This is a genomic window from Micromonospora sp. NPDC049044 (assembly GCF_040649215.1).
In the GTDB taxonomy this organism is placed as follows: domain Bacteria; phylum Actinomycetota; class Actinomycetes; order Mycobacteriales; family Micromonosporaceae; genus Micromonospora.
Genome location: NZ_JBEZFA010000033.1, coordinates 62,876 through 89,726, shown reverse-complemented (window position 1 = coordinate 89,726; position 26,851 = coordinate 62,876). Strand labels below are relative to the sequence as shown.

The following is a 26,851-nucleotide window of genomic DNA, read 5'->3' as shown; positions in this document are numbered from 1 at the left end:
CGCGCGGGCCCGCCCCCCCCCCTCGCGCCCGGCCCGCCCGGCCGGAACGCCAGCCCCGCCCGCCCCCACGCCCACGCCGACAGTCCCGGCGGCCCCGACACCCGCCGACCCACCGTCGACCCAGGACCCGCCGCCCTCGCCCGAGGAGACGCTCGTCGAGCCCGATGACCTACCCGCCGATGGCTGAGCCGACGACCACGGCAGTCCGCCGACGCCGCGCCGTACCACCACCACGCTGGATCCTGTTCGGCATGGTGCTGGCGGTGCTGGCCAGCGTGCTGCTCGTCAACGCGTACACCAACGCGTCCTTCACCCCCGACCACCAGCGCAGCAACCGCGGGCAACGCGAGGTCCCCACCTCGGTGGTGACCGGGGGACCGATCATCAGTGCCAACAGCGAGCAGGTCCGCTCCTACCGGCTGCCGGAGCGGACGATCGCGCTCACCTTCGACGACGGACCGAACCCGGTCTGGACCCCCGAGGTGCTGCGCGTGCTCGACGCCCACCAGGTCAAGGGCACCTTCTTCGTGCTGGGTTCGCAGGTCTCCCGGCATCCGGACCTGGCCCGCAGGCTGGTGGGCGGTGGCCACGAACTCGGCGTGCACACGTTCACCCACCCCGACCTCACCGAGCTGCCCGACTGGCGGCGGGACCTGGAGTACGCCCAGACGCAGCTCGCCCTGGCCGCCGTCACAGGTGTGCGGACCTCGCTGGTCCGGTTTCCCTACTCCTCGCACGCCGACGCGATCGACAACGAGGACTGGCCGGTGCTGACCGCTGCCGGCGACCGGGGCTACCTGACGGTGCTCAACGACACCGACAGTCAGGACTGGGCGCTGCCCGGCGTTGACAGGATCATCGAGAACGCGACCCCGGCCGGTGCCTCGGGCGCGATCACCCTCTGGCACGACGCCGGCGGGGACCGCGCACAGACTGTCGCCGCGCTCGACCGGTTCATCCCGATGATGAAGCAACGGGGATACCGCTTCGTCACCGCGACCGAGGGACTGAACCTGGCCTTCTCCGCCGCAGGGGTCGAGCACCGGGTGGAATCCGGCGTGGCCGCCACCTCAGGGGACCGCTGGCGCGGCCGAATGCTGGTCTGGGCGGTCCGGGGCGCCGACCACGTGCTGAGCGTGTTCGGGATCCTCTTCGTACTCGTCGGCGTGCTCACGGTGGGGCGTACCGCAGTGCTGTTCCTGCTCGCCGGGCGGCACGCCCGCCGCCGTCGGGCCAAGGGCTGGACGTGGGGGCCGCCCGTCACCGCGCCGGTGTCGGTGATCGTCCCCGCGTACAACGAGAAGGAGGGCATCGCCGCCGCGGTCCGTTCCCTGGCCGGCGGCGACCATCCCGGCGGGATCGAGGTGGTGGTCGTCGACGACGGCTCCACCGACGGGACGGCGGACATCGTCGACGCGCTCGGCCTCCCCAACGTCCGGGTGGTCCGCAAGCCCAACGGCGGCAAGCCCAGCGCGTTGAACACGGGCGTCGCGCTGGCCCGCCACGACCTGATCGTCATGGTCGACGGGGACACCGTCCTGGAACCCGACGCCGTCCGCAGGCTCGTGCAACCCTTCGCCGACCCGCAGGTGGGCGCTGTCGCCGGCAACGTGAAGGTCGGCAATCGGCGCAGTCTGATCGCCAAGTGGCAGCACATCGAGTACGTCATCGGCTTCAACCTGGACCGCCGTCTCTACGAGACGCTCCGCTGCATGTCGACGGTGCCCGGGGCGATCGGCGGCTTCCGGCGGCAGGCTCTGCGCTACGCCGGTGGGATGACCGACGACACACTCGCCGAGGACACCGACATCACCATGGCCCTCGGCCGGGCCGGCTGGAAGGTGGTCTACGAGGAGACGGCCCGCGCCTGGACCGAGGCGCCGACGAGCCTCGGGCAGCTCTGGAAACAGCGCTACCGGTGGAGCTACGGCACCATGCAGGCGATGTGGAAGCACCGCCGGTCGGTGTTCGACAGGGGTGCGTCGGGCCGTTTCACCAGACGTTGCCTGTTCTTCCTCAGCCTCTTCGGGGTGCTGCTGCCGCTGCTCGCGCCGGTGATCGACCTGCTGGCCGTGTACGGCCTCTTCTTCCTCGACCGGACCGCCACGGCGGTGGCCTGGCTGGTCATGCTCGGCGTGCAGATGGTCACCGCGATCGTGGCGTTCCGGTTGGACCGGGAGAAGCTGGGCGTGCTGTGGGTGTTGCCGCTCCAGCAGTTCGTCTACCGGCAGTTGATGTACCTGGTGATGATCCAGGCGGTGGTCACCGCGCTGACCGGTGGCCGGCTGGGCTGGCAGAAACTGCGCCGCACCGGCCTGGAACCGGCAGTCTCCCGCACCGGCTGAGCCAGACTGCGACCCACCGGCGGTGTTGTTCAGTCCTCGTCGGGGTCGTCCAGGCGGGCCAGCCAGGTGGCGAAACGCTCGATCGGCGTCTCGAACTCGGGGTTCAGGTCGACGAAGTCGCGCAGGCGCTCGCCCAGCCACTCCAGGGTCACCTGCTCGTCGCCCCGGCGCTCGACCAGCTCCTCGATGCCACGGTCGGTGAAGTACATCGCGTACGTCCTCGTGCTCGGCCCGGCGTGTGGCCGGGCGGATGGACCGACGCGAGCCGGGGCAGGACCGTGGTGAACGGCCCCGCCCCGGCTCGCCTGGCGCGGTCAGGTCACGGGCGGGGGAGAGCCGCCTCGATCAGCGCGTTCTGCTCGACCTCGTGGGTCTTCGCCGAGCCGACCGCCGGGGCGGCCGCGGCCGGGCGGGAGATCCGCCGCAGCCGGACGTCGGTCAGGTGCTCCAGCAGGTTGAGCGCGACGAACGACCAGGCGCCCTGGTTGGCCGGCTCCTCCTGCACCCAGGCGAAGTCCTCCGCGTTCGGGAACTGCGCGAGGGCGGCCCGGATCTCCTCGACCGGCAGCGGGTACAGCTGCTCGATCCGGAGGATCGCGGTGTCGGTGACGCCGCGCTCCTGCCGGGCCTGGAACAGGTCGTAGTAGACCTTGCCGGAGCAGAGCAGCACCCGCTTCACCGCCTCCGGGGCCGGGGCCGCCGTGTCGCGCAGCACCGGCTGGAAGGTGCCGGTGGTGAAGTCCTCCACCGAGGAGACGCAGAGCTTGTGCCGCAGCAGCGACTTCGGCGTGAACACCACGAGTGGCTTGCGCTTGGGCGACAGGGCCTGGCGGCGCAGCAGGTGGAAGTAGTTCGCCGGGGTGGTCGGGATGGACACCCGCATGTTGTCCTCGGCGCACATCTGCAGGAACCGCTCCGGCCGACCGGAGGTGTGGTCCGGCCCCTGGCCCTCGTGGCCGTGCGGCAGCAGCAGGGTGACCGCGGAGCGCTGACCCCACTTCACCTCGCCGGACGAGATGAACTCGTCGATCACCGACTGGGCGCCGTTGACGAAGTCGCCGAACTGGGCCTCCCAGGCGACCAGGGCGTTGATGTTCTCCACCGAGTAGCCGTACTCGAAGCCCATCGCCGCGTACTCGCTGAGCAGCGAGTCGTGCACGAAGAACCGGGAGCGCTCGCCGTCACCGGTGAGTGACTTCAGCGGCAGGTAGTCGTCGCCGGTGCGGGAGTCGACCACCGAGGCGTGCCGCTGGACGAACGTGCCGCGCCGCGAGTCCTGCCCGGCCAGCCGGACGGTGACCCCGTCGTGCAGCAGCGCCCCGAGCGCGATGATCTCGCCGAAGCCCCAGTCGATGTTGCCCTCGACGGACATCTTGGCCCGCCGGTCCAGCAGTTGCTGGATCCGCTTGTGCGGGGTGAAGCCCTCCGGGAGGTTGATGTGCGCCTCGCCGATCGCCTTCACCACTGACGCGTCGGTGGCGGTGTCGACCTGCGGCTCCGGCTCCTCCTCGCGGCGCGGCCGGTTGAGCTGGCGGGGTGCCGAGGCGGCGTCCCGGGTGGCCTTGAAGACCTTCTCCAGCTGCGCCTGGTAGTCGCGCAGCAGCTCTTCGGCGTCCTCCACGGTGATGTCACCGCGACCGATCAGCTCCTCGGTGTACAGCTTGCGCACCGAGCGCTTCGAATCAATGATCTTGTACATCTGCGGGTTGGACATCGAGGGGTCGTCGCCCTCGTTGTGCCCGCGCCGCCGGTAGCAGACCATGTCGATCACGACGTCCTTGTTGAACGTCTGCCGGTACTCGAAGGCCAGCCGGGCCACCCGGACCACGGCCTCCGGGTCGTCGCCGTTGACGTGGAAGATCGGCGCCTGGATCATCCGGGCCACGTCGGTGCTGTAGAGGCTGGACCGGCTGTACTCCGGGGCGGTGGTGAAGCCGACCTGGTTGTTGACCACCACGTGCACGGTGCCGCCGGTGCGGTAGCCGCGCAGCTGCGACAGGTTGAGCGTCTCGGCGACCACACCCTGCCCGGCGAACGCGGCGTCACCGTGCACCGCCAGCGGCAGCACGGTGTAACCCTCCAGCTTGAGGTCGATCCGGTCCTGCTTGGCCCGGACGATGCCTTCCAGCACCGGGTCGACGGCCTCCAGGTGCGACGGGTTGGCCACCACCGACACCTTCACCGAGTGCGCGCCGTCGGGGGTGGTGAACTTGCCGTTCTGCCCCAGGTGGTACTTCACGTCGCCGGAGCCCTGGGTCGAGCGCGGGTCCAGGTGACCCTCGAACTCCGAGAAGATCTTCTCGTACGGCTTGCCGACGATGTTGGCCAGCACGTTGAGCCGACCCCGGTGCGCCATGCCGATGACGACCTCGTCCAGCCCGTTCTCGGCGGAGGACTCCAGGATCTCGCCGAGCAACGGGATCAGCGACTCGCCGCCCTCGAGCGAGAAGCGCTTCTGGCCGACGTACTTGGTCTGCAGGAAGGTCTCGAACGCCTCGGCGGCGTTGAGTCGGTTGAGCACGTGCTTCTGCTCGTCGGCCGCCGGCTTCTCGTACTTGCGCTCGATCCGCTCCTGCACCCAGCGCCGCTCCTCCGGGTCCTGGATGTGCATGTACTCGATGCCGACGCGGCGGCAGTACGAGTCGCGCAGCACGCCGAGGATCGAGCGCAGCTTCATCCGCTGCCGGCCGGCGAAGCCGTTGACCGGGAACTCGCGGTCCAGGTCCCACAGGGTGAGCCCGTGCTGGAGGACGTCCAGGTCAGGGTGCTTGCGGATCTTGAATTCCAGCGGGTCGGTGTCGGCCATCAGGTGCCCGCGCACCCGGTACGCGTGGATCAGCTCGTGCACCCGGGCGGTCTTGTTGATCTGACCCTCGGAGTTGACCGCCACGTCGCGCATCCAGCGCACCGGCTCGTACGGAATGCGCAGCGAGGTGAAGATCTCGTCGTAGAACGCGTGCTCGCCGAGGATCAGCTCGTGCATCACCTTGAGGAACTCGCCGGACTGCGCGCCCTGGATGATCCGGTGGTCGTACGTGCTGGTCAGCGTGATGATCTTGCTGACCGCCAGTTCGGCCAGGGTGGTCTCGGACATCCCCTGGTAGGGCGCCGGGTATTCCATCGCGCCCACGCCGATGATCGCGCTCTGCCCCTGCATCAGCCGCGGCATCGAGTGCACGGTGCCGATGCCGCCCGGGTTGGTGAGCGAGATCGTGGTGCCGGAGTAGTCCTCCATGGTCAGCTCGTTGCGCCGCGCCCGCCGGACCACGTCCTCGTACGCCTGCCAGAACTGCCGGAAGTCCATCTGCTCGCAGCCCTTGATGGACGGGACCACCAGGTTGCGGCTGCCGTCCGGCTTGGCCAGGTCGATGGCGATGCCGAGGTTGACGTGTGCCGGGCGGACCACCGCCGGCTTGCCGTTGGCCTCGGCGAAGGAGTTGTTCATCTCGGGGTGCTGGACCAGCGCCCGGACCAGCGCGTAGCCGACCAGGTGGGTGAAGCTGACCTTGCCACCACGCCCCCGGGCGAGGTGGTTGTTGATCACGATGCGGTTGTCGACGAGCAGCTTGGCCGGGACGGCGCGCACGCTCGTCGCGGTGGGCACGCTCAGCGAGGCGTCCATGTTCTGGACGATCTTCGCCGCGACGCCGCGCAACGGCGTGGTCTGCGGACCGTCGGCGGCGGGGGCGGCGGCCTTCGCGGCCGGCTTGGCCGGTGCCGCCTTCTCCGGTGCCGCCTTCGCCGGGGTGGCCTTCGGCGGCGCGGCCTTGGCCGGTGCCGAGGACGCGGCGGCCGGCTGCGCGGTGGCGGCCGGCTGGCTGACCGCGGCGGCCGCCTCCGGCTGCCCGTCCGGCTCCGGCGCGGCGGCCGGCTGCTCCGACGACTCGGCCTTGCGGGGGGTGGCCGCCCCTGGCGCCGGCCGGTAGTCGGCGAAGAAGTCGTGCCAGGCCGAATCGACGCTCGTTGGGTCGGCGAGGTAGCGCTGGTACATCTCCTCGACGATCCACTCATTCGGGCCGAAACCCGCCAGTGGGTTCTCCTGCGAAGTCTGCTGGGTCGACACGGCCGGTAATCGCCTCTTTCACGCGGGTTGTGTGGCACGCCCTGTGTCCCTCCGTGCCCGATTCGGGGGCGCGGACGGGACGGCTCCAAGGCTACGCCGTACCGATCCCGCAGGCATTTCAGCCTCGGTCCCGTGGCCGGTTTCACAGAAGATGCCAGAAGTTCAGCAACCGCTGCGCGGCGGGTGCGGGACTGGTAACGCAGGGTCACCCGCCGAGGTCGGCGCCGACCCCGGAGCGGCCGGCTGCTCGCCGCCGTCCCCGGGGTCGGGACCGCCGTCAGGCGATGTCGCGCCGCCGGGTGATCAGGACGCCGACGACCCCGCTGACCAGCGCGTAGCCGATCAGCACCAGGGCGCCGACCCACCAGGCCGGGGTGAACTCCGTCTGGCCTTCGGTGATCATGACCTGGGACGCCACCGCCGGCCAGATCACCTGCCACTTGAGCACCGCCTGGCTGTCGAGGACGTTCGACAGCAGCAGGAACAGCAGGCCCACCACCTGGGTGCCGACCAGGTAGAGCACCGCCGCCGTGATCACCGCACCGAGCTGGTTGGTGATCAACGTGCCGATGCCGACCCCGAGGATCGTCCAGATGGCGTACGCGAGCAGGTTGAACAGCAGTGCCCGCTGCACCGGCCACTCGCCGAGCTGGCTGCCGTAGTCGTTGAGCGACAGGAAGATCGTGCCGGCTGCCACGTCGATGAGCGTGGTCACCAGCCAGAACATGAAGCCGAGCAGGCTGGCGGCGATGAGCTTGCCGACGATGACCGAGGTGCGCCGCGGCGTGGTCAGGAACGTCGTGGTCGCGGTCTGGTGGAAGAACTCGTTGGTGACCATCAGGATGCCGATGAGCATCACGAACATCAGCCCGAGGTACTGGCCCGAGGTGTAGATGTTGGCCGCCTGCGCGGCCGGTGTGGCCTGCTCCGGGCTGGCGCCGAAATCTCCGCCATCGCCGCCCAGGACGGTGACGGCGTACCAGGCGTTGAACGCGAAGGCCAGGGCGATCGACAGGAACGCGCCGAGGGCCAGCCACCACCAGGTGCTGGTGGTACGGATCTTGAGCAGTTCGGCTCGGACCAGGTTCATCGGATGCCCGCCTTTCCGGCCGTCAGCTCCAGGAAGACCCGTTCCAGATCGGGTCGTTCGGTGGTCAGTTCGTGCAGCTCGACGCCGGCGGCCAGGGCGGCGCGGCCGACCGTCGGGGCGTCCACCCCGCCGACCAGCAGCACGCCGTGCTCGTCGGTGTCGACTGTCGCCGACTGCGCCTTCAGCGCCCCGATCAGCGCCTCGGCCTGCGGGGTGCGGACCCGGATCCGGGAGCTCTGCGCCATCGAGCCGAGAACCTGGTCGACAGGACCCTGCCGGACCAGCTGCCCGGCCGCGATGATCACCACGTCGTCGGCGAGCAGCTGCATCTCCGACAGCAGGTGGCTGGAGACCAGCACGGTGCGGCCCTGGTGGGCGAGGTTCTTGAGGAACCCACGCATCCACCTGATGCCCTCCGGGTCGAGCCCGTTGGCGGGCTCGTCGAGGATCAGCACCCGGGGGTCGCCGAGCATCGCGGCGGCGATGCCCAGCCGCTGCTTCATGCCCAGGGAGTAGCCCTTGAACTTGCGCGTCGCCGCCGGGGTCAACCCGACCATGGCCAGTGCCTCGTCCGCCCGCTCCCGGGGCAACCCGGCCGCCGCGCAGATGACCCGCAGGTGGTTGATGCCGGTGCGGCCCTTGTGCGCGCTCGACGCTTCCAACACCGCGCCGACGTGCCGCAGCGGGTCCGTGAGGTCGGTGTACCGGTGGCCGCTGATGGTGGTCGTACCCGCGGTCGGAGTGACCAGGTTCAGCAGCATGCGCAGCGTGGTGGTCTTGCCAGCACCGTTCGGGCCGAGGAAGCCGGTCACCCGCCCCGGCGCCACGGTGAAGGACAGGTTGTTCACCGCCCGCACGTTCTTGTACTGCTTCGTCAGACCGGACACCACGATCTGACCGTCGCTGGTGGGGCTTCGCTGCCCGTCAGTCATCGTTCTCCTCCCGTGTGCGGCGTCGAGGTACGCCGTGGCACAGCGTGACGGCCCGGAGCAACAAGGTCAATCAGGCGCGGTCCGTATGTTCGCCTCCGCCGCAGGGTGGAGACGCCTCCGCCCTGCGGACGACGGACCGGGGCTCAGCGGGCGATCCAGGTGGCCCGGGCCGCGCCGAGCAGGGTGCCGTCCGGGCCGTACAGGCTGGTGTGCACGAGCGCCTTGCGCCCATCGACACCGAGCAACGCCCCGGTCACCACGCAGTCGTCGCCCGGAGCCGGCAGCGCGGTGACCACTGCGGCGATCCGACCCAACAGGTACGGGCGGCCCGGCGCGAGCACCGTCCACCCGCCGGGGCAGTCCAACGCCGCCCAGATCGTGGCCGAGCTGACCTGCTCGGGCACCCGGAACGGCGCGGCGGTCCGGCCATCCGGCAGCTGGCCGGGAAAGATCCGCAGCCCGTCGGCCCGCTGCGGTCCGCAGACGTAACAACCGGGGAACGGATGCTCGACCAGGCCGGGGTAACGGGCCGCGGCGGCGACCGCGGTGGCCAGGTCGACAGGGGGTACGACGGCCTCGACCGCGCTGCTCGGGCGCACCTCGGCCACCAGTTCGCCGGCGGGGTCCCGGACCTCGCCGTCGGTGAGGCTCAGTTCGGTGTCAAGTGGTGGCGGCCGGCGCAGCGTCACCTCGACCGCACCCGGGCCACCGGCCTCGGCGGCGAACACGCCCGCGCTCCAGCCGCCGTTGCCGGAGCCGGGCGGCCCGTTGTAGCGGGACTCGATCCGCATCGTCGACCTCCGGTGGGCTTGCCGGCGTCGTCGCCGGTTCGCCGCGCAGCCTCGCACGACCACCGCTGGGACGCATCTGCCGGCCGGCGTTCATCCTGCCGACACCGGTGGTCCCCGTGAATGGCAACCCGAGCCCTTACACAGATCCCATGGCCGTTCTGCATGCCGCTGGCGCACCCCTGACGACCAGCGGATACACCCTGCTGATCGCCGACGACCCCATCCAGGTCGCGGCCGCGCAACGCCTGCGCCACGAGGTGTTCGCCACCGAGCTAGGCGCCACCCTCCTCCCCGGTGCGGCCGGGCTGGATGTGGATCCCTTCGACGCGCACTGCGACCACCTGATCGTCCGCGAGGACAGCACCGGCCAGGTGGTCGGCACGTACCGGCTGCTGCCGCCGGGTCGCACCACCAGGCGGTACGCCGAGAACGAGTTCGACCTCGGGGCGCTCGATCCGCTCCGCGACGACCTGGTCGAGGCGGGCCGGTCCTGTGTGCACCCCGACCACCGCTCCGGCGCGGTGATCAACCTGATGTGGGCGGGCATCGTCAGATACCTGCACCTGCGGGGCTCCCGTTGGCTCGGCGGCTGCGCGTCGGTGCCGGTGGCCGACGGTGGGCGGACTGTCGCCGAGGTGTGGACCCAGGCCCGGGACCGGCACCTGGCGCCGCCGCCGCTGCGGGTCCGCCCGCTGCGGCCCTGGTTCACCGAGTCGGCCGCCGGATCGGTGACCGCCGAGCCGGCCGGTCGCGTCGCGGTACCGCCGCTGCTGCGTGGCTACCTGCGGCTGGGCGCGTGGATCTGCGGCGAGCCGTCGTACGACAGCGACTTCGGCTGCGCGGACTTCTACGTGCTCTTCAGCCTGGACCGGATGAACCCGCGTTACCTGCGGCACTTCCTGGGCGAGGCGCACCGGTGACCGCCGGGTCGCACGACCTGTGGCGGCCGTCGTCGGGTTGCGACGACGACTGTCTGCCGCCGTACGGAGCGGTGCCCACCGTGTCGGTGCCTCGTCGGGTGCTGCGGTTGGCTGCCGTGGCCGGCATGCTGCTGGCCGGCGTCGGCCTGGTGCTGCTGCTGCCCGTGCTGCCGGTGCGGGAACGGCAGGCGGCGGTGCGCGGTTGGGCCCGGTTCACCGCACGGGCCTTCGGGGTCCGGCTGGTGATCCGGGGTCGGCTGCCCCGGCGGCGGGCGCTGCTTGTCGCCAACCATGTTTCGTGGCTGGACATCCTCGCGGTGCTTGCCGTCGCGCCCACCCGGATGGTGGCGAAGCGGGAGATCCGCTCCTGGCCGGTGTTCGGCCTGCTCGCCGCCGCGGCGGGGACCGTCTTCGTGGACCGGGCGCGGCCGCGGGCGCTGCCGGCCATGGTCGGCCGGGTCGCCGACACGCTGCGCGCCGGCCGGTCGGTGGCGGTCTTTCCGGAGGGGACGACCTGGTGCGCCGGTGCCGGTGCCGCCGACTGCCGTCCGGGCGGCGGTTTCCGGCCGGCGACCTTCCAGGCGGCCATCGACACGGGCAGCCCGGTGGTGCCGCTGCGGCTCGGCTACGCCTGCGCGGCCACCGGTACGACCACCACGGCCGCCGCCTTCCTCGGCGCTGACACGTTGCTGCGATCGGTGCTCCGGGTGGTAACGGCACGGGAGCTGGTGGTGTCGGTGACGGTCGCCGCCGCCCTGCATCCGGCCCGTACCGCCGATCGGCGGTTGCTGGCCCGGGCCGCCGAGTCGGCAGTACACCTGGTGCCGGCGGCGGGTGCGGCGACGCGGCCCCGGCTACATCCGGTGCCCACGGCGACCCCAGCGATCCCCGGGGTGCCCACGGCGACCCCGGCGGCGCCGCCGCCGGCCGACGGCGGCGAGTTGGATCTGGCGGCCTGAGGACGGCGCCCCCACGCCCGCACCCGCCACGATCGTGCTCGATCGCCCGCACCCGCCACGATCGTGCTCGATCGCCCGCACCCGCCACGATCGTGCACGATCGTGCACGACGCCACGATCGTGCTCGATCCAGGAAGTAGTGGCCTCGCCGACGTGGGATGCCACTGGTGCCACGATCGAGCACGATCTTGGCGGGTGGCGGGTGGCGGGTGGCGGGTGGCGGGTGGCGGGTGGCGGGTGGCGGGCGGCGGGCGGCGAGCGAGCGGGCGGGCGGGATCGCAACGCGGGTCGTGGCGAGGTGGGCACGGTCAACTCGCGACCTGTCTTGTCGTGTCGCGATGTATCGCGTTACTGTGCTCCCTGTCAGGCGCGGATCCGCGCGCTGTCGAGAGGGGGACGCCATGGCCGGATGGACTGTCGAGAGCCCGCAGCGACTCACCGTGGACGGGCCGGTCACCCGACTGGACGTCCGCCTGGTCAGTGGGCGGCTCAACGTGGTCGCCGCCGCCGACGGCCCGGCCCGGATCGACGTCGCCCAGGTGGGTCGCCGGCCGGTCCTGATCGACCATGCCGACGGCCGGCTCACCATCCGTCAGGAGCGCGGCCGGAGCTGGTCGGACGTCCTGCGGTGGTTCCGGATGTTCCACAGGTATCCACGGGTTGACGTCTCCGTCGCCGTGCCCGCCGACGTCCTCGCCGACCTGGGCCTGGTCGCCGGCTCGGTGGTCGCCTCCGGCCTGCGCCGGCAGACCCGGGTCAACGTCACCGCCGGCCAGATCACCCTGATGGGGCTGCGCGGCAACACCGACGCGCACATCACCTCCGGCCCGCTGGAGGCGCTCGGCGTCCGCGGGGACCTCACCCTGCAGACGGTCTCCGGGGAGGTGATCCTCGCCGACAGTGCCGCCGACCGGGTACGGGCGCAGACCGTCTCCGGCGCCATCACCTGCGACCTGGACAACCCCCGGCACAGCGAGATCCAGCTGACCACGATCTCGGGCCGCATCACCGTCCGGGTCCGCGAGGACAGCGACCTCGCCGTCCAGCTGCAGACCGCCGCCGGGCGGATCACCAGTGGCTTCCCGCAGGTGCGTGCCTCGACGTTCCCGCAGTCCAACTGTGCGGGAGTGATCGGCGCCGGCAACGGTAAGCTCTGGGCTTCCGCGACCTCGGGGAGCATCGCCCTGCTCGCCCGAGCTGTCGACAATGAGGGGGAGGAGCTGCCGTGACCTCCGTGTTCAGCCACGGGCGGCTCCGGCTCTACCTGCTCAAGCTGCTCGACGACGGCCCCAAGCACGGCTACGAGCTGATCCGTCTGCTGGAGGACCGGTTCCTCGGGCTCTACGCGCCCAGCGCCGGCACCATCTACCCCCGCCTGCAACGGCTGGAGGTCGAGGGTCTGGTCGGCCACACCGCCGCCGGGGGCCGCAAGACGTACGAGATCACCGACGCCGGCCGGGCGGAGCTGCACCAGCGGGCCGGTGAACTGGTGGCACTGGAGGCGGACATCGCGGCCTCGGTGGCGGATCTCTCCACCCTGGCCGGCGACATCCGCAACGAGGTACGAGGCTCGGTGCGCGACCTCAAGCGGGAGCTGAGCGAGGCCACCCGACAGACCCGGCGCACCCGGTGGGACGCGGCGCCACCCCGGCCGGCGTCGACCGGCGGGCCGCAGGCTGAGCTGCTCGACGAACTCGACAGACGCCTGCACGCGTTCAGCGCCGAGGTGAGCCGGTTGACGCGCGCCCGGCAGTTCAGCGACAGCCAGTTGCGCACCGCGATCCGGCTGCTCGACGGCGCCCTGGACGGGTTGCGCCGCCTGCTGCGCTGAGCGGCGTCGTCGAACTGCGACGACTCACAGGGTTTTTCCAGGAAGCGTCCAGCGCCGGTGCAGTGTGGTCACCGATGATGGGCCCATGCCCGCTACCCAGACCGAGGCGCGACTTCTCGTCGTCGAGGACGACCCCAACATCCTCGAACTGCTCTCCGCGAGCCTGCGCTTCGCGGGCTTCGACGTGGCCACCGCGACAAGCGGCAGCGCGGCCCTCAACGCCGCCAAGGACCACCGGCCCGACCTCGTCGTGCTCGACGTGATGCTGCCGGACCTGGACGGCTTCGAGGTCATCCGGATGCTGCGCGAGGGTGGCACCCGCACCCCGGTGGTCTTCCTGACCGCTCGGGACGCCACCGACGACAAGATCCGTGGGCTGACCCTGGGTGGTGACGACTACGTCACCAAGCCGTTCAGCCTGGAGGAGTTGACCGCCCGGATCCGGGCCGTGCTGCGCCGCACCACGACCGGCGGGCAGGCGCCCTCCCGGCTCACCTTCGCCGACCTGGAGTTGGACGAGGAGACCCACGAGGTGCACCGGGCCGGGCAGCGGGTGCAGCTCTCGCCCACCGAGTTCAAGCTGCTGCGCTACCTGATGCTCAACGCCAACCGGGTGCTGTCCAAGGCGCAGATCCTCGACCACGTCTGGAACTACGACTTCCGTGGTGACGACAACATCGTCGAGTCGTACATCTCGTACCTGCGGCGCAAGGTCGACACCACCCAACCCCGGTTGATCCACACGCTGCGTGGCGTCGGGTACGTGCTGCGCAAGCCGGCGGCGTGAACACGGTCCAGCAGGCGAAGGGACGGCTGCGGGGCGTACCGCTGCGGGTCAAGCTGGTGACCGCGGTGCTGCTGCTCGTCGCCGCCGCGCTGCTGGTGATCAGTTCGCTCACCACCGTTTTTCTGCGCAGCTACCTGGTCACCCAGGTCGACAGCGAGCTGACTGGTTACGCGCGCACCATCGAGAACGCTGTCGTCACCCCCCAGCAGGGCACTCTGGGGGTGCCGACCGACTATCTGGTGGTCATCATCAGCCCGAACCAGCCCCGGATCGTGATCTACGACGACAAGCGATTCGTCCCGGACGACCTACCACCGTGGCCGCCGGACGCCGCCGGTTTCGAGAAGTTGGAGGGTAAACCCTTCAACGTCCCGGCCCGGGACGGCAAGGTGCGCTGGCGAATGCGCTACATCGAGCTGCCAAACGGTCAGCTCGCGGCCATCGGTCAGCACCTCACCGACGTCGACCAGGCGGTGAAGCGCCTGGTCTGGATCGACCTGCTGGTCGGTGGCTCGGTGTTGATCATGCTGGCCTCGGTGGGCGCGGCGATCGTCCGGACCAGCCTCAAACCGCTCGTGGAGATCGAACGGACCGCCGCCGCCATCGCCGGCGGCGACCTGACCCGGCGCGTGCCCGACCCGGAGGAGGGTCAGGCCGAGCCCACCTCGGAGCTGGGCCGGCTCTCGCGTGCGCTGAACGCGATGCTCACCCAGATCGAGGCGGCGTTCACCGCCAGAGCCGCCTCGGAGATGTCGGCGCGTTCGGCGGAGAGCTCCGCCCGGGACGCCGCCTACGCCGCTCAGGCGTCCGAGGCGCGGGCCATCCGCTCCGAGGAACGGATGCGGCGGTTCGTCGCGGACGCCTCGCACGAACTACGGACCCCGCTGACCACCATCCGCGGTTTCGCCGAGCTGTACCGGCAGGGCGCGGCCCGGGAGCCGGAGCAGACCGCCGGCCTGCTGCGTCGCATCGAGGACGAGGCGGCCCGGATGGGGCTGCTGGTGGAGGATCTGCTGCTGCTCGCCCGGTTGGACCGGGAACGGCCACTCGCACTGACCCCGGTGGAGTTGCCGGTGCTCGCGTCCGACGCGGTGCAGGCCGCTCGGGTGATCGCCCCGGACCGCCGGATCGAGTTGGAGATCGTTCCCGGATCGGGCCCGCTCGTCGTCTCCGCCGACGACGCGCGGCTGCGTCAGGTGATCGGCAACCTGGTCACCAACGCGCTCACCCACACCCCGCCGGACGCCGAGATCCGGGTGCGGTTGCGGGCCGAGCCGGGCGGCCACGCCGTCATCGAGGTGGCCGACACCGGCCCGGGCCTCTCCCCGGAGCAGGCCGAACGGGTCTTCGAGCGGTTCTACCGGGCGGACGCGGCGCGCACCCGGCGGGCCGACGGCAACACCGGCACCGGCCTCGGCCTGGCGATCGTGGCGGCCCTTGTCGCCGCGCACGACGGCACTGTCGAGGTGGCCGAGACACCCGGCGGAGGGGCCACCTTCCGGGTCCGGCTGCCGCTTGTCGCACCGGTCGACGACGTCGCAGAGTGACTTTCAGCTAACTTCCAGGACGGTTCCAGGTTGATTGCAGTGCCGAGGGAGAAGGTAGTGCCATGACCGAGTACGAGTCCGACCCGCAGCGCCGGCCGGCCCCCACCGACGCCGAGCCGTCGCACCCCACCGCCGAGCTGCCACGCGACGAGCGCGCGCAGTCCGACTCCCCGACCACTCCCGTCCAGGTCGTGCCGGCGACCGGTGACGCGCAGCCCACAAGTGACCTGCGGGCCACCGGCGACGCGCAGCCGACCAGTGCCGCGCAGGCCAGTGGTGACACGCAGGCCACCGAGGCCGCACCCGCCGCCTTCGGTACGCAGCCGACCGGGTACGAGCCGCCGGCCGCCACCCCCTCCGCGCCGCCGTACCCGGTCTCCGGCTACCCGGCCCCCGGCCAGTCCGGTTACCCCGCGCCCGGCCAGCCCGGCTACCCGCAGCCGCACGCCGGCGGGCACCCCTGGTACGCGGGTCAGCAGTCCGGCTGGGCCGGCGGGGGCCAGCCGGGCATGGCGTACCCGCAGCAGCAGCACGCCCAGCACCCCGGGCAGCACGCCCAGCACCCGCAGCACCCGCAGCACCCCGGCCAGCACACCCAGCACCCCGGGCAGCACCCGGGCCAGCCGGTCCCGCCGTGGGGTCCGCAGGTCGCGCCGCCCGGTAGCGGTCCCCGGCCCAGCCGGATCGCCAAGTTCGCCGGTGCCGGCGTCGCGGTGTTCGCGCTGATGCTCGGCTCCGGCGTGGCCGGCGGGGCGCTCGCCCTCGCCCTGGACGGCGACAGCGGCGGCGTCACCCGCACCTACACCGCAGCCCCGGTGCTCAACAGCGCCGACCTGCCGAAGATCGCCGCTTCCGTGCAGGACAGCGTCGTCTCCATCACCACCGGCAGCGGCGAGGGCTCCGGGGTGGTGCTCACCGCCGACGGCTACGTCCTGAGCAACAACCACGTGGTCGCCTCGGCAAACGGTGACAGCGTCGAGGTGGTCTTCGCCGACGGCACGAAGGCACCGGCGAAGATCATTGGCACCGACCCGAAGACCGACCTGGCCGTGGTCAAGGCCGACGGGGTCGCCAACCTCAAGCCGGCCAAGTTCGGCGACAGCGACGCCATGCAGGTCGGCGACCAGGTGCTCGCTCTGGGCAGCCCGCTCGGCCTCCAGGGGTCGGTGACCGCCGGCATCCTCAGCGCCCGGGACCGCACCATCCGGGCCGGCGACGGCCAACAGCAGGACCCGACCCAGCAGAGCCAGCCCATCAGCTCGATCTCCGGCCTGCTCCAGACCGACGCGCCGATCAACCCGGGCAACTCCGGCGGCGCGCTTGTCAACACCCGGGGTGAGGTGATCGGCGTCAACACCGCCATCGCGACCTCCGGGCAGAGCACCGGCAACATCGGTGTCGGCTTCGCCATCCCCAGCAACAAGGCAAAGGACGTCGCGGGCAAGCTCCAGCGCGGCGAGAAGGTCAGCCACCCGTCGCTCGGCGTGGGCGTCAACCAGGCCGAGGGCGGCGGCGCGCTTGTCGCGTCGATCACCCCGGGCAGCCCGGCCGAGAAGGCCGGCCTCCAGCGCGGCGACGTCGTCACCCGGTTCGGCGACAAGCTGGTGAACGACTCGGACGACCTGGTCGGCGCGGTGCAGGCCGGCAAGGTCGGCGACCGGGTCGAGGTGCACTTCAAGCGCAACGGCGCCGAGAAGTCGGTGACCGTGACGCTCGCCGAGACGTCCTGACCGACAACTGAACCTGCTTCCCTCCTCCGGCGGCGGGTGGCGGGGCCGAGGGGGTCGGCTCCGTCACCCGCCGCGCTTTTCGCCTAGGACGGCGGTTCACCCGGATCGGGTGAACCGCCGTCACCCGTGTGCCAGGCAGCTTTCGGTGAGTGGGTCTCGGCGACCGGAACCGGGGGTGGGGTGCCATGACCGAGGTGATGGACGTCCGCGACGACGAGCGGATCCAACGCGACGTCCTGGCCGAGTTGGCCTGGGACGCCCGACTGCAACCGAACGAGATCGGCGTGACAGTCGACAGAGGCGTGGTCACCCTGACCGGGTACGTGGACGGTGCCGCCCGCGGTTGGGCGGCGACCAGGTGCGCCCAGCGGGTGCGTGGCGTACGGGCGGTGGCCGACGAGATCGAGGTCCGGCTGCCCGGCACGCCGGGGCGTACCGACGCGGAGCTTGCCGTCGCCGCCTCCCGTGCCCTGGAGTGGGACAGCTTCGTGCCCGCCGAACGGCTCGACGTGACGGTGGCGAACGGCTGGCTGGTGCTGCGCGGTGAGGTCGAGTCCGGGTGGCAGCGGCGGGCCGCCGAGGGGGAGCTGCGCCGGCTCGACGGCGTACGGGGGATAACCAACCTGGTCGAGGTACGACCGCTGGCCCCGCCGGCCGCAGCCCGACTGCGCCAGGACGTCCAGCGGGCGCTGGCCCGCACTATCGGCGCCGATCGGGTGACCGTCGAGGTGGACGGCGACACGCTGGTCCTCGCCGGGGTGGTCCGGTCCTGGTGGGAACGCGACCAGGTCGAGCGGGTCGCCTGGTGCGCGCCGGGAGTGCGGGTGGTGCACGACCAACTTCTGGTAGGCGGGTGAGCCGTCCGCCTTGTCCGGTTTACCCGGGACGCCACCGGGAATCCGCCGCCGACCACGCCCGGTCGGCGGTCACGCCGTACCGGAGATCAACGGGGAGGACTCGTGGCCGTGAACCACCCGCCCGCGGGCCGTCCTCCGGAGCGGTCGCTTCGCGTCGCGATGGTGGTTCCGCCGTGGCTGTCCGTGCCGCCGCCCGGCTACGGCGGCCTTGAGCAGGTCGTCGCCGCCCTGGTGGACGCGTTGAGCAGCCACGGACACGCGGTGACCCTGTTCGGTGCCGGCAGCCACCACGGCACCGACGCCGACGGCTTCGTCTCGACCGTGCCGGAGATCCAGTACGAGCGGCTCGGCGAGTCACTGCCCGAACTGGCCCACCTGGCTCGGGTGAACCGGCTGATCACGGCGGCCGACTTCGACGTGATCCACGACCACACCACGATCGGCCCGCTGATCGCCGGGCGCCGGGCCGTGCCGACTGTCGCGACAGTGCACGGCAACCCGGTGGGGGAGTACGGCGATGTGCTCAGCGAGATCGACGCGGGGGTGGCCCTGGTGGCGATCTCGCACGCCCAGCGCCAGCTGAACCCGAACCTGCCCTGGGCCGGCACCGTGCACAACGCACTCGACATCCGCGGCTTTCCGCGTAAGACCGCCCCCGGCCGGGGGCCGGTGCTGTGGCTTGCCCGGTTCAGCCCGGACAAGGGCCCCGACCTCGCCATTCAGGCCTGCCGGGAGGCCGGGCTGCCCCTGCTGCTCGCCGGGAAGTGCAACGAACCGGCCGAGCGCCGCTACTACGAGCAGGTCGTCGCCCCGCTCGTCGACGAGAACGTGACTGTCGTCCTCAACGCCGACCGCGCGGAGACGCTGCGGATGCTCGTCGACGCCCGTTGCCTGATCATGCCGATCCAGTGGGATGAGCCATTCGGCATGGTCATGTTGGAGGCGATGGCGACCGGGACTCCGGTGGTCGCGCTCAACCGTGGTGCGGTGCCGGAACTGGTTCGGCCCGGGGTGACCGGGCTGGCCTGCGCGCACCCGGCGGAGCTGCCTGCGGCCCTGCGCGCGGCGGAGCAACTCGACCCGGAGGACTGCGTGGCGCACGTCGCGCGGAACTTCTCGGTCGAGCGGATGGCGTACGGCTATGCGGAGATCTACCGGCGTTTCGCCACCGCCGGCCCCGAGGTGCGCGAATCGGCCCGGGTGTCGGCCCGCTGACCCGGCCCGTCGCGGCGTCGCCGGGCGGTCAGACCCGGGCCGTGCCCAGCTCGGCGATGGCGGCGTCGAGTTGCCGCGCGTACGCCGCACTGATGCCACCCTCGCCGAGGCGGACCGCGACCTTCGCGCGCAGTCGGGCCACCGGTGGTGCCAGCGCGTCGTGGCCGGAGCTGACCGCGGCGGTCAGGTTGCGGAGCTCGTTGCGCAGGTCGAGGCCGACGTCGTCACGGATCTCGCCGGCGCTCAGCCCGGCCGCGATCAGCTCGTCGACCCGGTTGGCCGCCTCCATCAGGGTGCCCGGGTCGGAGCGGGACGACGGGGTCTCCGGCCCGGCTGACGGCGTCGTCGTCGGCTCGGACGGGGCGGTGCTCGGTGGGGCGGTGGCGGGAGTTGTCACCGGACTTGCCGAGGGCTGCGCCTGCCGGGTGGGCTGCCGCTCGGGGAGCAGGGCCACGCCGATCAGCACCACCGCGACCGCCAGGACCACGGGCACCAGCAGCAGCGCCAGTCGCCGCCGCGACCAGCGCGACCCGGTGGCCGTCTCTGCGCCGGTGGGCTCACCGTTGGCCGCCGGCACGGGCACCGGCTGCGGCGGCAGGGGTTCGGCGGGCAGCCGAACCGTGGCGGGTGGCGGGTCGTCCGGCACCAACTGGTCGCGAAGCGTGTTGGCGACCTGTCGGGCGGTCGGCCGGTCCGCCGGGTTGCGGGCCAGGCTGCGCAGGCAGATCTCGGCCACCCCCGGGGGCAGCTCCGGCAGCTCGGCGAGCGTCGGCGCCGGGCCGCTGGCCAGCGCGGCGCTGAGCTGCTCCCAGGTCTCCGCCGGGTACGGAACCCGACCGGTGAGCGCCTCGTGCAGCAGGACGCCGAGCGAGTACACGTCGGTGGACGGCTGGGCCGGTGCGCCGTCGAGCCGTTCCGGGGCGACGTACGCCGGAGTGCCGAAGGTCCCGCCGTCCTCGTCCTCGTCGGGGGCGCCGATCCGGGTGGCGATGCCGAAGTCGAGGACCTTGACCCCCGAACCGGTCATCATCACGTTCGCCGGAGTGATGTCCCGGTGCACGATGCCGAGCCGGTGCGCGGCGGCGAGCGCGTCCGCTACCTGCGCGCCCACCTGGACCGCCTCGGCCCACGGCAACGGCCCCTCGGTCAGTCGCAGCTCCAACTCCTCGCCGCTGAGCAGCTCCATCACCACGAACGAGGTGATCGAACCGTCCGGGGCGACAGTCTCGCCGTAGTCGTGCACCGAGGTCACGTGCGGGTGCACCAACTGGGCGGCGGCCCGCGCCTCGTCCCGCACCATGCCCCGGAAGCGCGCGTCCGCGGCCAGCGAGGGAGCGAGCACCTTGAGCGCGACGACCCGGTCCAGCACCTCGTCGTGGGCACGCCAGATCACTGACATGCCGCCGGCGCCGATCTGGTCGAGAAGTCGGTATCTGTGGGCCAGCAACCGGCCCGGATGCAGTGCTGCCTTCACCGATCGCACCTGCCTCAGGGGTGGGAGCGGTATCAGGTTGCGCGAATGCGTTCGGCCTGTCAACGCCGGTGCCGGCTCCGGTCGCCGGGCGGTGTCTGGCGTGCGCCAACCGCCAGCCGCCGACGGCTGGCTGGTCGGCTGCGGGCCCGTGCCAGGATGAAGGGCATGGCGGCGGGACCTGTGGCATTCGTGCTCGGTGGCGGGGGAGTGCTCGGCGCGGTCGAGGTGGGCATGTTGCGCGCGTTGTTCCGCGCCGGCATCCAGCCCGACGTGGTGCTCGGCACCTCGATCGGCGCGGTGAACGGCGCGCTCGTCGCCGCCGACCCGTCGGAGGCGGTGACCGACCGGCTGGTCCGGCTCTGGGCCTCACCGGAGGCGAGCGAGGTGTACGGCGACTCGGTCGCCCGACAGTTGCGTCGCTTCGCCGCCCGTACCCACCTGCACTCGCCCCGGCCGCTGCGTCGCCTGCTCGAAACCGAGCTGGGGGTGGACACCACCTTCGCCGATCTGCGGGTGCCGTTCCGCTGCTGCGCCGCGCACATCGAGCGGGCCGCCGAGCACTGGTTCGACAGCGGTCCGGTGGTGCCGGCGGTGCTGGCGTCGGCCTCGGTGCCGGGGCTGCTCCCACCCATGGAGATCAACGGCGCGCACTACGTGGACGGCGGCATCGTCAACTCCATCCCGATCGGCGAGGCGGTGGCCGTCGGTGCCCGCCGGATCTACGTCCTCCAGGTGGGCCGGATCGAACGCGAGCTGACCCCGCCCCGCCGGCCGTGGGAGATCGCGCAGGTCGCCTTCGAGATATCCCGCCGGCACCGCTTCTTCCGGGAGATGGCCGCGCTGCCCGAGGGGGTGGAGGTGCACGTGCTGCCGACCGGGGGGCTCAACCCGCGAGACGACACCCCGTGGGCGTACCGGGACATGGCGGCGGTGGGACGGCGGATCAGTCGGGCGTACACCGCGTCCCGGCGCTACCTCGCCACCCACCTGGAGCCGTGATGCCGCTGCCCCCCAGGTGGCTTCGCCGGTTGCTGTTCGCGCCCGCAGTGGTGGCACTCGCCGTCGTCGTGGTCACCACACTGCCCGTCTGGGCGCTGCTCGCCGCGGCCGCGTCGCCGCTGGTCCCGGGGCGGTTGCGCCCGTTGCGGCTGCTCTGGATCGGCTGCGTCTACCTGGTCTGGGACGCCGCCGCGCTTGTCGCGCTCTTCCTGCTCTGGGTCGTGTCCGGTTTCGGCTGGCGGACCCGGTCGCCGACCTTCCAACGCGCGCACTACGTGCTGGCCGGCTGGTTCCTGCGGGTGCTGTTCTGGCAGGCCCGCTGGACCCTGCGGTTGCGCATCGACGTGGTGGGCACCGACCCGGACACCGCGCTGCCCGGCCGGCCCGAGCTGGTGCTGTGCCGGCACGCCGGGCCGGGCGACTCGTTCATCCTGATCCACGGCCTGGTCAACTGGTTCCACCGGGAGCCGCGGATCGTCCTCAAGGACAGCCTCCAGTGGGACCCCGCGATCGACGTGCTGCTCAACAGGCTGCCCAACCGCTTCATCGCGCCGACGCCGGAGCGCGGCGAGGAGACGGTACGCCAGGTGGGTCACCTCGCCGCCGGCCTGGACGACAACGACGCGTTCGTGATCTTCCCGGAGGGCGGCAACTTCACCCCCAAGCGCCGACTGCGCGCCATCGCCCGGCTGCGTTCCCTCGGCCTGGAACGGATGGCGCTGCGCGCCGAACGGATGCGGCACGTGCTCGCCCCGCAACCCGGCGGAATGCTCGCCGCGCTTGACGCCGCCCCGGACGCCGGGATCATCTTCGTCGCCCACACCGGACTGGACCGGATGCTCACCGTCGCCGATGTGTGGCGGGAACTGCCGATGGACAAGCAGATCGTGATGCGGTTCTGGTCGGTGCCGCCGGAGGAGGTGCCGACCGGGCGGCAGCAACGCATCGACTGGCTGTTCGACTGGTGGGCGCGGATCGACGAGTGGATCGCGGCAAATCGATGAGCGTGCGCAGCGCGGCCTCGCGGTCGGGAGTGAAAAGCCGGCTCACGGGGGTGGTGCCGCGTAGGGTGCGGGCGTGGACCAGATCTGCGTGGTGACGACTGTGGTTGATGCGCGCTCGGTCGCCGACGTGCTGGCGGCCGCGGCCGTTGCCGGCCGGCTCGCCGCCTGCGCCCAGGTGGGCGGTCAGGTGGACAGCACCTACTGGTGGCGGTCCGGAGTGGAGACCAGCTCCGAGTGGTCGGTGCAGTTCAAGACCGCGCCGGACCGGTTGACGGCGTTGGTGGATCAGATCCGGGTCAGTCACCCGTACGAGGTGCCGGAGATCCTGGTGTCCCGAGTGGACAGTGGTGATCCCGCCTATGCGACCTGGGTGTACGAGCACACCCGACCCTGAGTACGCGGACTCTGGGCCGGGTTCCGGTGGGCTGCCGATGATGGCCGGGTGGATGACACCCGCTATCCCTGCCCGGCCTGTCGCACCCCGGCCGACCTGAGCACCGGCTGCACCGGCTGCGGGCGGGCACCCGATCCGATCGCCGCCGAGGTGGTCCGGCTGGGCCGGGAGGTCGCCCAGCTCGAACCGGAGGTGGAGCAGGCCCGCCGCACGTACACCGAACTGGCTGACCGCCTGTCGGCCACCTCGCGGCGGCGGGCCGAGCTGGCAGCGGTCGTCCGGGCGGGGCTGGCGGTGCCGGCGGTGGCGGGCTCCGCGCCGGTCGGCGGTCCGGTGCCGGTGGTGGCGGGCTCCGCGCCGGTCGGCGGGCCGGTGCCGGTCGGTGGCACCGGTGCTCCGGTGGGTGCGGCACCGGGTGCGGCGGAGACCTCCACCCGGACCGTCCAGGGTCTGCTCTTCGTCCTCGGTGGACTGCTGCTGGCCACTGCGGCTGTGGTGTTCACCGCGGTGGCCTGGGCGTCGGTGGGGGTCGGTGGGCGGGCGTTGATCCTGGCCGCGTTCACCGCGCTGATGCTGACCGTGCCGCTGCTGGCGGTCCGGCGGGGGCTGCGCGGCACTGCGGAGACGTTCGCCGCGGTCGGGCTGCTGTTGGTGGTGCTGGACGGCTACGCGGCCTGGTCGGTGGACCTGGCCGGGGTGGCCGACTGGCCGGGCAGCCGGTACGCCGCGCTGGTCGGGGTGGCCAGCGCGGCGGTCGCCGTGGCGTACGGGCGGGGGAGCAGGTTGACCGGGCCCTGGTTCGCCGCGCTGCTCGCCGCCCAGCCGGTGCTGCCGCTGCTCGCCGTCGCGGCCGAACCGGACGCGGCCGGATGGGTGCTGGTGCTGCTCGCCGTGGCGCTGCTGGACCTGGCCGTGCTCGTCGCACTGCGCGGCCGGCGCGGCGTGGCGTCGCTTGTCGGCCGGGCGTCGGCGGCGGTCGGCCACGTGGGTGCGCTCGTCGGTGCCGCGGGTTGCGCCCTGGTGCCGCTGGTTGTCGGGCGGGCGGCGGGCTCGCCGCTGCTGGCCGGATTGCCGCTGGTGCTCGTCGCGCTGACCGGGCTCGGCGCGGCCTGGTTGGTCGGCGGACCGGCGCTGCGGGCGGTGGGCGGTGGGCTGCTGGTGCCGGTGCTCGCCGCCGCGCTGCTCCGTCCGGTGGCCGAGCTGCGGCCGGCACTGCTGCTGATCGCGGCGGCGGCGGTGGCCCTCGGGTTGGCCGGTGCGGTGCGGCTACTGCCGGCGGCGGTGCGCCCAGAGCTGCCGGTGCGGGAGTCGCCGGGCGTCATCGGGCGGCAGGAGTCCGGGCGGCCCGCCGCAGTGGTCGGGGGTTGGCAGGCCGGCCCGCGCGCCGGTGCGCTGCTGGTCGGGGGTTGGCAGGCCGGCCCGCGCGCCGGTGCGCTGCTGGTCGCGGCCGGGATGGCCCAGCTGACCGCGCTGATCACCGCGGTGCTCGCGGTCGCGGCCGTGAGCCGCTCGCTGCCGCCGTGGCGCGGGGCCGCAATGGGGCCGGACCTGGACTGGGGGTGGCAGCTGGCACCCGCCGTGGCGTTGGCGCTCGGCGCGGCGGTGCTGCTGCTGCCCCGGCGGGTGCGAGCGGTGTTCGCAGTGACCGGCGCGGTGGCGGTGCTGCTCGCCGTGCCCGCCGGATGGGCGGCCCCCTGGCCGGCGGTGGTGGCCGTCGACCTGGTCGGCGGGGTCGCGCTGCTCGTCGCCGTACCGGCCCGCCCGGCGGCCCGCCCCGCCGTGCTGCGTACCGGTGCGCTCGGCGGTGCCGTCCTGCTCGCGCACGGTTCGCTTGTCGCAGTGGCCAGTGCCACAGGTGCCCTGGTGGCGCTCGGCAGCATCGCCGCTGTCGGTCTGGCGCTCGCCGCCCGACGGGGCGCCGGGCCGTACCAACCGGTGGCCGGCGTGGGGCTGCTCGCCGCCCAGCTCGCGCTGCCCGGGATCGCCGCGGTGGCGCTGTTCGCCGCCGGTGCGCCCCCCTGGTGGCAGGCCCGGCTGGCCCTTGTCGCCGCCGGGCTATCGCTTGTCGCGGTGCTCGCTGTGGGTCGCCACCGGATGGAGCTGACCGGGTACGCCGTGACCGGTGCCGTGCTCGCGGTGACCGGACCCGCCCTCACGCCGCCGGTCCTGGCGGGCGACGAGCCACTTCCGTTGTACGCCGCCCTGGCGGCGCTCGGCGTGGTGCTCGTCGTCCGCTGGGACCGGCCGGCGGCGCTCGCCCACCGGCCGGCCCGGTCGAGCGAGTCACCGGTCGGGGGGCCGCCGGTGCTCGTCCGGTCCGGCCCGGTGCGGGCGGTGGGTGGCGCGCTCGCGCTCGTCGCTGTCCTGGCGGCGCTGCCGAGACTGGTGACCGCGCTCGTGTCGCCGTTCGGCGGTCCGGCAGAAATCTGGTCGGGGGTGCCCACGGCCGCCGCCGAACCGGCGGCGTGGCCCGTCGGGTTGGCGTTTGTCGTGCTGGCGGCGGCCGTGGTGCTCGCCGGTTACCGGCCGGCCCACCCGCCAACGCCGCCGGCCGCCGCTGCGGCGTTGCCGGCTGCCGGTGCGCCGCTGCCGGCCGCCGCAGCGCCGCTGCCAACGTTGCGGGTCGCTGCTGCGGCGTTGCCGGCTGCCGATGCGCCGGTGCCGCCGCTGCCGGCTGCCGCTGCGGCGTTGCGGGTCGCTGCTGCGGCGTTGCCCGCGCTGCCGTTCGTCGCGGCCGCGCTGCCGGTGCTGCTCGTCGCGGCCGGCACGCCGTGGCCGGTGCTGCCGGCGGTCGTCCTGCTCGCCGGGGTGGCCGCGCTGCTGCTCGCCGCGCTGGCCGTGCCCCGTCCGACGCTCGCACCGGTCGCCGTGCCGGTGGGGGTGGTGCTCACCGCCTCCGGTGTGGCGGGGCTGCTGGCCACCCGCGCCGGCACGCTCGCCGCGCAGGGAGTGCTGCTGGTGGTGGCAGTTGTCGTCGCCGTCGGGGCGCGCGCGGTCGAGGTGCGGGTCACCGGTTGGTTGGCCGCGGTGGGGGCGGCTGCCGCGCTGGCGGTGACCGCCCCGCTCGCCGGTGGGCTGCCGCTGCGGGTCGCGGCGTACCCGCTGCTGGGGGTGGCCGCGCTGGTGCTGGCCGTCGCCGCGGTGGTCCCGGCGCGGGAGCGGGTCGGGCGGGTGCTCGACGCTGCCGCGCAGGCGGTGGCGCTGGTGGCGGCCGTGCTCGCCGTCGAGGAGGCGCGGCACCTCGCCACCGTCTGCGTGCTCTGGGGAGCGGCCGTCGCGCTGCGGCTGCTGCGCCGGGGCGAGCCGGCCGGCCGGCGGTGGGCGTACGCCGGCATCGCCGCCGGCAGCGAGCTGCTCGGCGCGTGGGTGCTGCTGGTGGCGGGCGGGGTGACAGTGCTTGAGGCGTACACCCTGCCGGCCTCGGCGCTCGCCCTCGGCGCGGGTCTGCTGGCGCTGCGCACCCGGCCGGGGCTGACCAGTTGGCCGGCCCTCGGCCCGGGGCTTGTCGCGGCGCTGCTACCGAGTCTCGTGTCGGTGCTGGCCGGGGCGGACCCGCAGCCGTGGCGGCGACTGTTCCTCGGCGCGGCGGCCCTCGGCGCGGTACTGCTCGGCGCCACCCGCCGGTGGCAGGCGCCGGTGCTGCTCGGCGGGGGTGTGCTGGCGCTGTTGGCGTTGCACGAGGTGGCCCGGGGTTGGGACCTGCTGCCCCGGTGGATCTACCTCGGGGTGGGTGGGCTGGCGCTCGTCGGGCTGGCCGCCACCTACGAGCGGCGGCGGCGTGACCTGGCTCGACTGCGGGCCACGGTGGCCCGGCTGGGCTGAGTCGGACCAGGGGGTAGGGCCTGCCCTACCCCCCTTTCGGGGGCTGTCGGGGTTACTCAGCGCTACCGCGATCCGGAGACTTGGCAGTGAG

Annotated in this window: 21 protein-coding genes; 15 read left to right on the top strand and 6 right to left on the bottom strand. The window is 72.7% G+C overall.

The window, feature by feature from the left end; translation table 11 throughout:
• Nucleotides 1-187 (top strand): hypothetical protein (locus AB0B85_RS24830; RefSeq protein WP_357411167.1); only part of this gene is annotated, 187 nt, incomplete at its 5' end.
• Nucleotides 180-2,345, top strand: a complete 2,166-nt coding sequence (locus AB0B85_RS24825) for a glycosyltransferase (RefSeq protein ID WP_357411165.1) — start codon at nucleotides 180-182, stop codon at nucleotides 2,343-2,345. The genes AB0B85_RS24830 and AB0B85_RS24825, both read left to right, overlap by 8 nt.
• Nucleotides 2,346-2,374: 29 nt before the next feature.
• Here AB0B85_RS24825 and AB0B85_RS24820 read toward each other — a convergent pair whose 3' ends face one another.
• The 5 genes from AB0B85_RS24820 to AB0B85_RS24800 form a co-directional block, all read right to left on the bottom strand.
• On the bottom strand, nucleotides 2,375-2,554 hold the full coding sequence (locus AB0B85_RS24820; RefSeq protein WP_030336704.1) for a DUF6104 family protein: 180 nt from the start codon (nucleotides 2,552-2,554) through the stop codon (nucleotides 2,375-2,377).
• Between the two features lie 110 nt (nucleotides 2,555-2,664).
• Nucleotides 2,665-6,408 (bottom strand): multifunctional oxoglutarate decarboxylase/oxoglutarate dehydrogenase thiamine pyrophosphate-binding subunit/dihydrolipoyllysine-residue succinyltransferase subunit, encoded by a 3,744-nt coding sequence (locus AB0B85_RS24815; protein WP_357411163.1) that lies wholly within the window; start codon nucleotides 6,406-6,408, stop codon nucleotides 2,665-2,667.
• Nucleotides 6,409-6,685: 277 nt separating this feature from the next.
• On the bottom strand, nucleotides 6,686-7,498 hold the full coding sequence (locus tag AB0B85_RS24810; protein WP_357411161.1) for an ABC transporter permease: 813 nt from the start codon (nucleotides 7,496-7,498) through the stop codon (nucleotides 6,686-6,688).
• On the bottom strand, nucleotides 7,495-8,430 hold the full coding sequence (locus AB0B85_RS24805; RefSeq protein WP_357411159.1) for an ATP-binding cassette domain-containing protein: 936 nt from the start codon (nucleotides 8,428-8,430) through the stop codon (nucleotides 7,495-7,497). The genes AB0B85_RS24810 and AB0B85_RS24805 overlap by 4 nt, the downstream gene beginning before the upstream one ends.
• Nucleotides 8,431-8,573: 143 nt before the next feature.
• Nucleotides 8,574-9,221 (bottom strand): hypothetical protein, encoded by a 648-nt coding sequence (locus tag AB0B85_RS24800; protein ID WP_357411157.1) that lies wholly within the window; start codon nucleotides 9,219-9,221, stop codon nucleotides 8,574-8,576.
• A 149-nt stretch (nucleotides 9,222-9,370) separates the two neighbouring features.
• Between AB0B85_RS24800 and AB0B85_RS24795 the strand changes: the two genes are divergently transcribed.
• From AB0B85_RS24795 to AB0B85_RS24755, 9 genes are all read left to right on the top strand, one after another.
• A complete protein-coding gene (locus tag AB0B85_RS24795) occupies nucleotides 9,371-10,141 on the top strand; it encodes a GNAT family N-acyltransferase (protein WP_357411155.1) in 771 nt (256 codons plus the stop codon).
• Nucleotides 10,138-11,100 carry a lysophospholipid acyltransferase family protein gene (locus AB0B85_RS24790; protein ID WP_357411153.1) on the top strand — a complete coding sequence of 321 codons (963 nt, stop codon included), beginning with the start codon at nucleotides 10,138-10,140 and terminating at the stop codon, nucleotides 11,098-11,100. Before AB0B85_RS24795 ends, AB0B85_RS24790 begins: the two co-directional genes overlap by 4 nt.
• Nucleotides 11,101-11,501: 401 nt before the next feature.
• Nucleotides 11,502-12,329 (top strand): DUF4097 family beta strand repeat-containing protein, encoded by an 828-nt coding sequence (locus AB0B85_RS24785; RefSeq protein ID WP_357411151.1) that lies wholly within the window; start codon nucleotides 11,502-11,504, stop codon nucleotides 12,327-12,329.
• A complete protein-coding gene (locus AB0B85_RS24780; RefSeq protein WP_357411149.1) occupies nucleotides 12,326-12,931 on the top strand; it encodes a PadR family transcriptional regulator in 606 nt (201 codons plus the stop codon). The genes AB0B85_RS24785 and AB0B85_RS24780 overlap by 4 nt, the downstream gene beginning before the upstream one ends.
• Nucleotides 12,932-13,016: 85 nt before the next feature.
• On the top strand, nucleotides 13,017-13,718 hold the full coding sequence (locus tag AB0B85_RS24775) for a response regulator transcription factor (protein ID WP_355033347.1): 702 nt from the start codon (nucleotides 13,017-13,019) through the stop codon (nucleotides 13,716-13,718).
• Entirely contained in the window at nucleotides 13,715-15,265 is a 1,551-nt protein-coding gene (locus tag AB0B85_RS24770) for a HAMP domain-containing sensor histidine kinase (RefSeq protein ID WP_357411147.1), read from the top strand. The genes AB0B85_RS24775 and AB0B85_RS24770 overlap by 4 nt, the downstream gene beginning before the upstream one ends.
• A gap of 62 nt (nucleotides 15,266-15,327) precedes the next feature.
• Entirely contained in the window at nucleotides 15,328-16,995 is a 1,668-nt protein-coding gene (locus AB0B85_RS24765) for a trypsin-like peptidase domain-containing protein (protein ID WP_357411145.1), read from the top strand.
• 185 nt (nucleotides 16,996-17,180) lie between these two features.
• Nucleotides 17,181-17,852 carry a BON domain-containing protein gene (locus AB0B85_RS24760; protein WP_357411143.1) on the top strand — a complete coding sequence of 224 codons (672 nt, stop codon included), beginning with the start codon at nucleotides 17,181-17,183 and terminating at the stop codon, nucleotides 17,850-17,852.
• Nucleotides 17,853-18,011: 159 nt separating this feature from the next.
• Entirely contained in the window at nucleotides 18,012-19,067 is a 1,056-nt protein-coding gene (locus AB0B85_RS24755; protein WP_357411179.1) for a glycosyltransferase family 4 protein, read from the top strand.
• A 28-nt stretch (nucleotides 19,068-19,095) separates the two neighbouring features.
• Here AB0B85_RS24755 and AB0B85_RS24750 read toward each other — a convergent pair whose 3' ends face one another.
• Nucleotides 19,096-20,541 (bottom strand): protein kinase, encoded by a 1,446-nt coding sequence (locus tag AB0B85_RS24750; RefSeq protein ID WP_357411141.1) that lies wholly within the window; start codon nucleotides 20,539-20,541, stop codon nucleotides 19,096-19,098.
• Nucleotides 20,542-20,706: 165 nt separating this feature from the next.
• Here AB0B85_RS24750 and AB0B85_RS24745 point away from each other — a divergent pair, with 165 nt between their 5' ends.
• The 4 genes from AB0B85_RS24745 (at nucleotide 20,707) to AB0B85_RS24730 (ending at nucleotide 26,760) form a co-directional block, all read left to right on the top strand.
• On the top strand, nucleotides 20,707-21,540 hold the full coding sequence (locus tag AB0B85_RS24745; protein WP_357411139.1) for a patatin-like phospholipase family protein: 834 nt from the start codon (nucleotides 20,707-20,709) through the stop codon (nucleotides 21,538-21,540).
• Nucleotides 21,540-22,544: a 1-acyl-sn-glycerol-3-phosphate acyltransferase gene (locus AB0B85_RS24740; protein ID WP_357411137.1), complete on the top strand. Its 1,005-nt coding sequence runs from the start codon at nucleotides 21,540-21,542 to the stop codon at nucleotides 22,542-22,544. The genes AB0B85_RS24745 and AB0B85_RS24740 overlap by 1 nt, the downstream gene beginning before the upstream one ends.
• A gap of 73 nt (nucleotides 22,545-22,617) precedes the next feature.
• Nucleotides 22,618-22,938, top strand: coding sequence for a divalent-cation tolerance protein CutA (gene cutA / locus AB0B85_RS24735; protein ID WP_357411135.1), 321 nt, complete (start codon nucleotides 22,618-22,620; stop codon nucleotides 22,936-22,938).
• Between the two features lie 48 nt (nucleotides 22,939-22,986).
• Nucleotides 22,987-26,760: a hypothetical protein gene (locus tag AB0B85_RS24730; RefSeq protein ID WP_357411133.1), complete on the top strand. Its 3,774-nt coding sequence runs from the start codon at nucleotides 22,987-22,989 to the stop codon at nucleotides 26,758-26,760.
• The last annotated feature ends 91 nt before the right edge of the window (nucleotides 26,761-26,851 follow it).

What these genes read in the sequence shown, in the direction of transcription:
- AB0B85_RS24800 (WP_357411157.1), bottom strand. Translation starts at nt 9,221, where the DNA reads ATGCGGATCGAGTCCCGCTACAACGGGCCGCCCGGCTCCGGCAACGGC.
- AB0B85_RS24825 (WP_357411165.1), top strand. Translation starts at nt 180, where the DNA reads ATGGCTGAGCCGACGACCACGGCAGTCCGCCGACGCCGCGCCGTACCA.
- AB0B85_RS24810 (WP_357411161.1), bottom strand. Translation starts at nt 7,498, where the DNA reads ATGAACCTGGTCCGAGCCGAACTGCTCAAGATCCGTACCACCAGCACC.
- AB0B85_RS24755 (WP_357411179.1), top strand. Translation starts at nt 18,012, where the DNA reads ATGGTGGTTCCGCCGTGGCTGTCCGTGCCGCCGCCCGGCTACGGCGGC.
- AB0B85_RS24760 (WP_357411143.1), top strand. Translation starts at nt 17,181, where the DNA reads ATGACCGAGGTGATGGACGTCCGCGACGACGAGCGGATCCAACGCGAC.
- AB0B85_RS24805 (WP_357411159.1), bottom strand. Translation starts at nt 8,430, where the DNA reads ATGACTGACGGGCAGCGAAGCCCCACCAGCGACGGTCAGATCGTGGTG.
- AB0B85_RS24795 (WP_357411155.1), top strand. Translation starts at nt 9,371, where the DNA reads ATGGCCGTTCTGCATGCCGCTGGCGCACCCCTGACGACCAGCGGATAC.
- AB0B85_RS24765 (WP_357411145.1), top strand. Translation starts at nt 15,328, where the DNA reads ATGACCGAGTACGAGTCCGACCCGCAGCGCCGGCCGGCCCCCACCGAC.
- AB0B85_RS24775 (WP_355033347.1), top strand. Translation starts at nt 13,017, where the DNA reads ATGCCCGCTACCCAGACCGAGGCGCGACTTCTCGTCGTCGAGGACGAC.
- AB0B85_RS24785 (WP_357411151.1), top strand. Translation starts at nt 11,502, where the DNA reads ATGGCCGGATGGACTGTCGAGAGCCCGCAGCGACTCACCGTGGACGGG.
- AB0B85_RS24820 (WP_030336704.1), bottom strand. Translation starts at nt 2,554, where the DNA reads ATGTACTTCACCGACCGTGGCATCGAGGAGCTGGTCGAGCGCCGGGGC.
- AB0B85_RS24745 (WP_357411139.1), top strand. Translation starts at nt 20,707, where the DNA reads ATGGCGGCGGGACCTGTGGCATTCGTGCTCGGTGGCGGGGGAGTGCTC.
- AB0B85_RS24740 (WP_357411137.1), top strand. Translation starts at nt 21,540, where the DNA reads ATGCCGCTGCCCCCCAGGTGGCTTCGCCGGTTGCTGTTCGCGCCCGCA.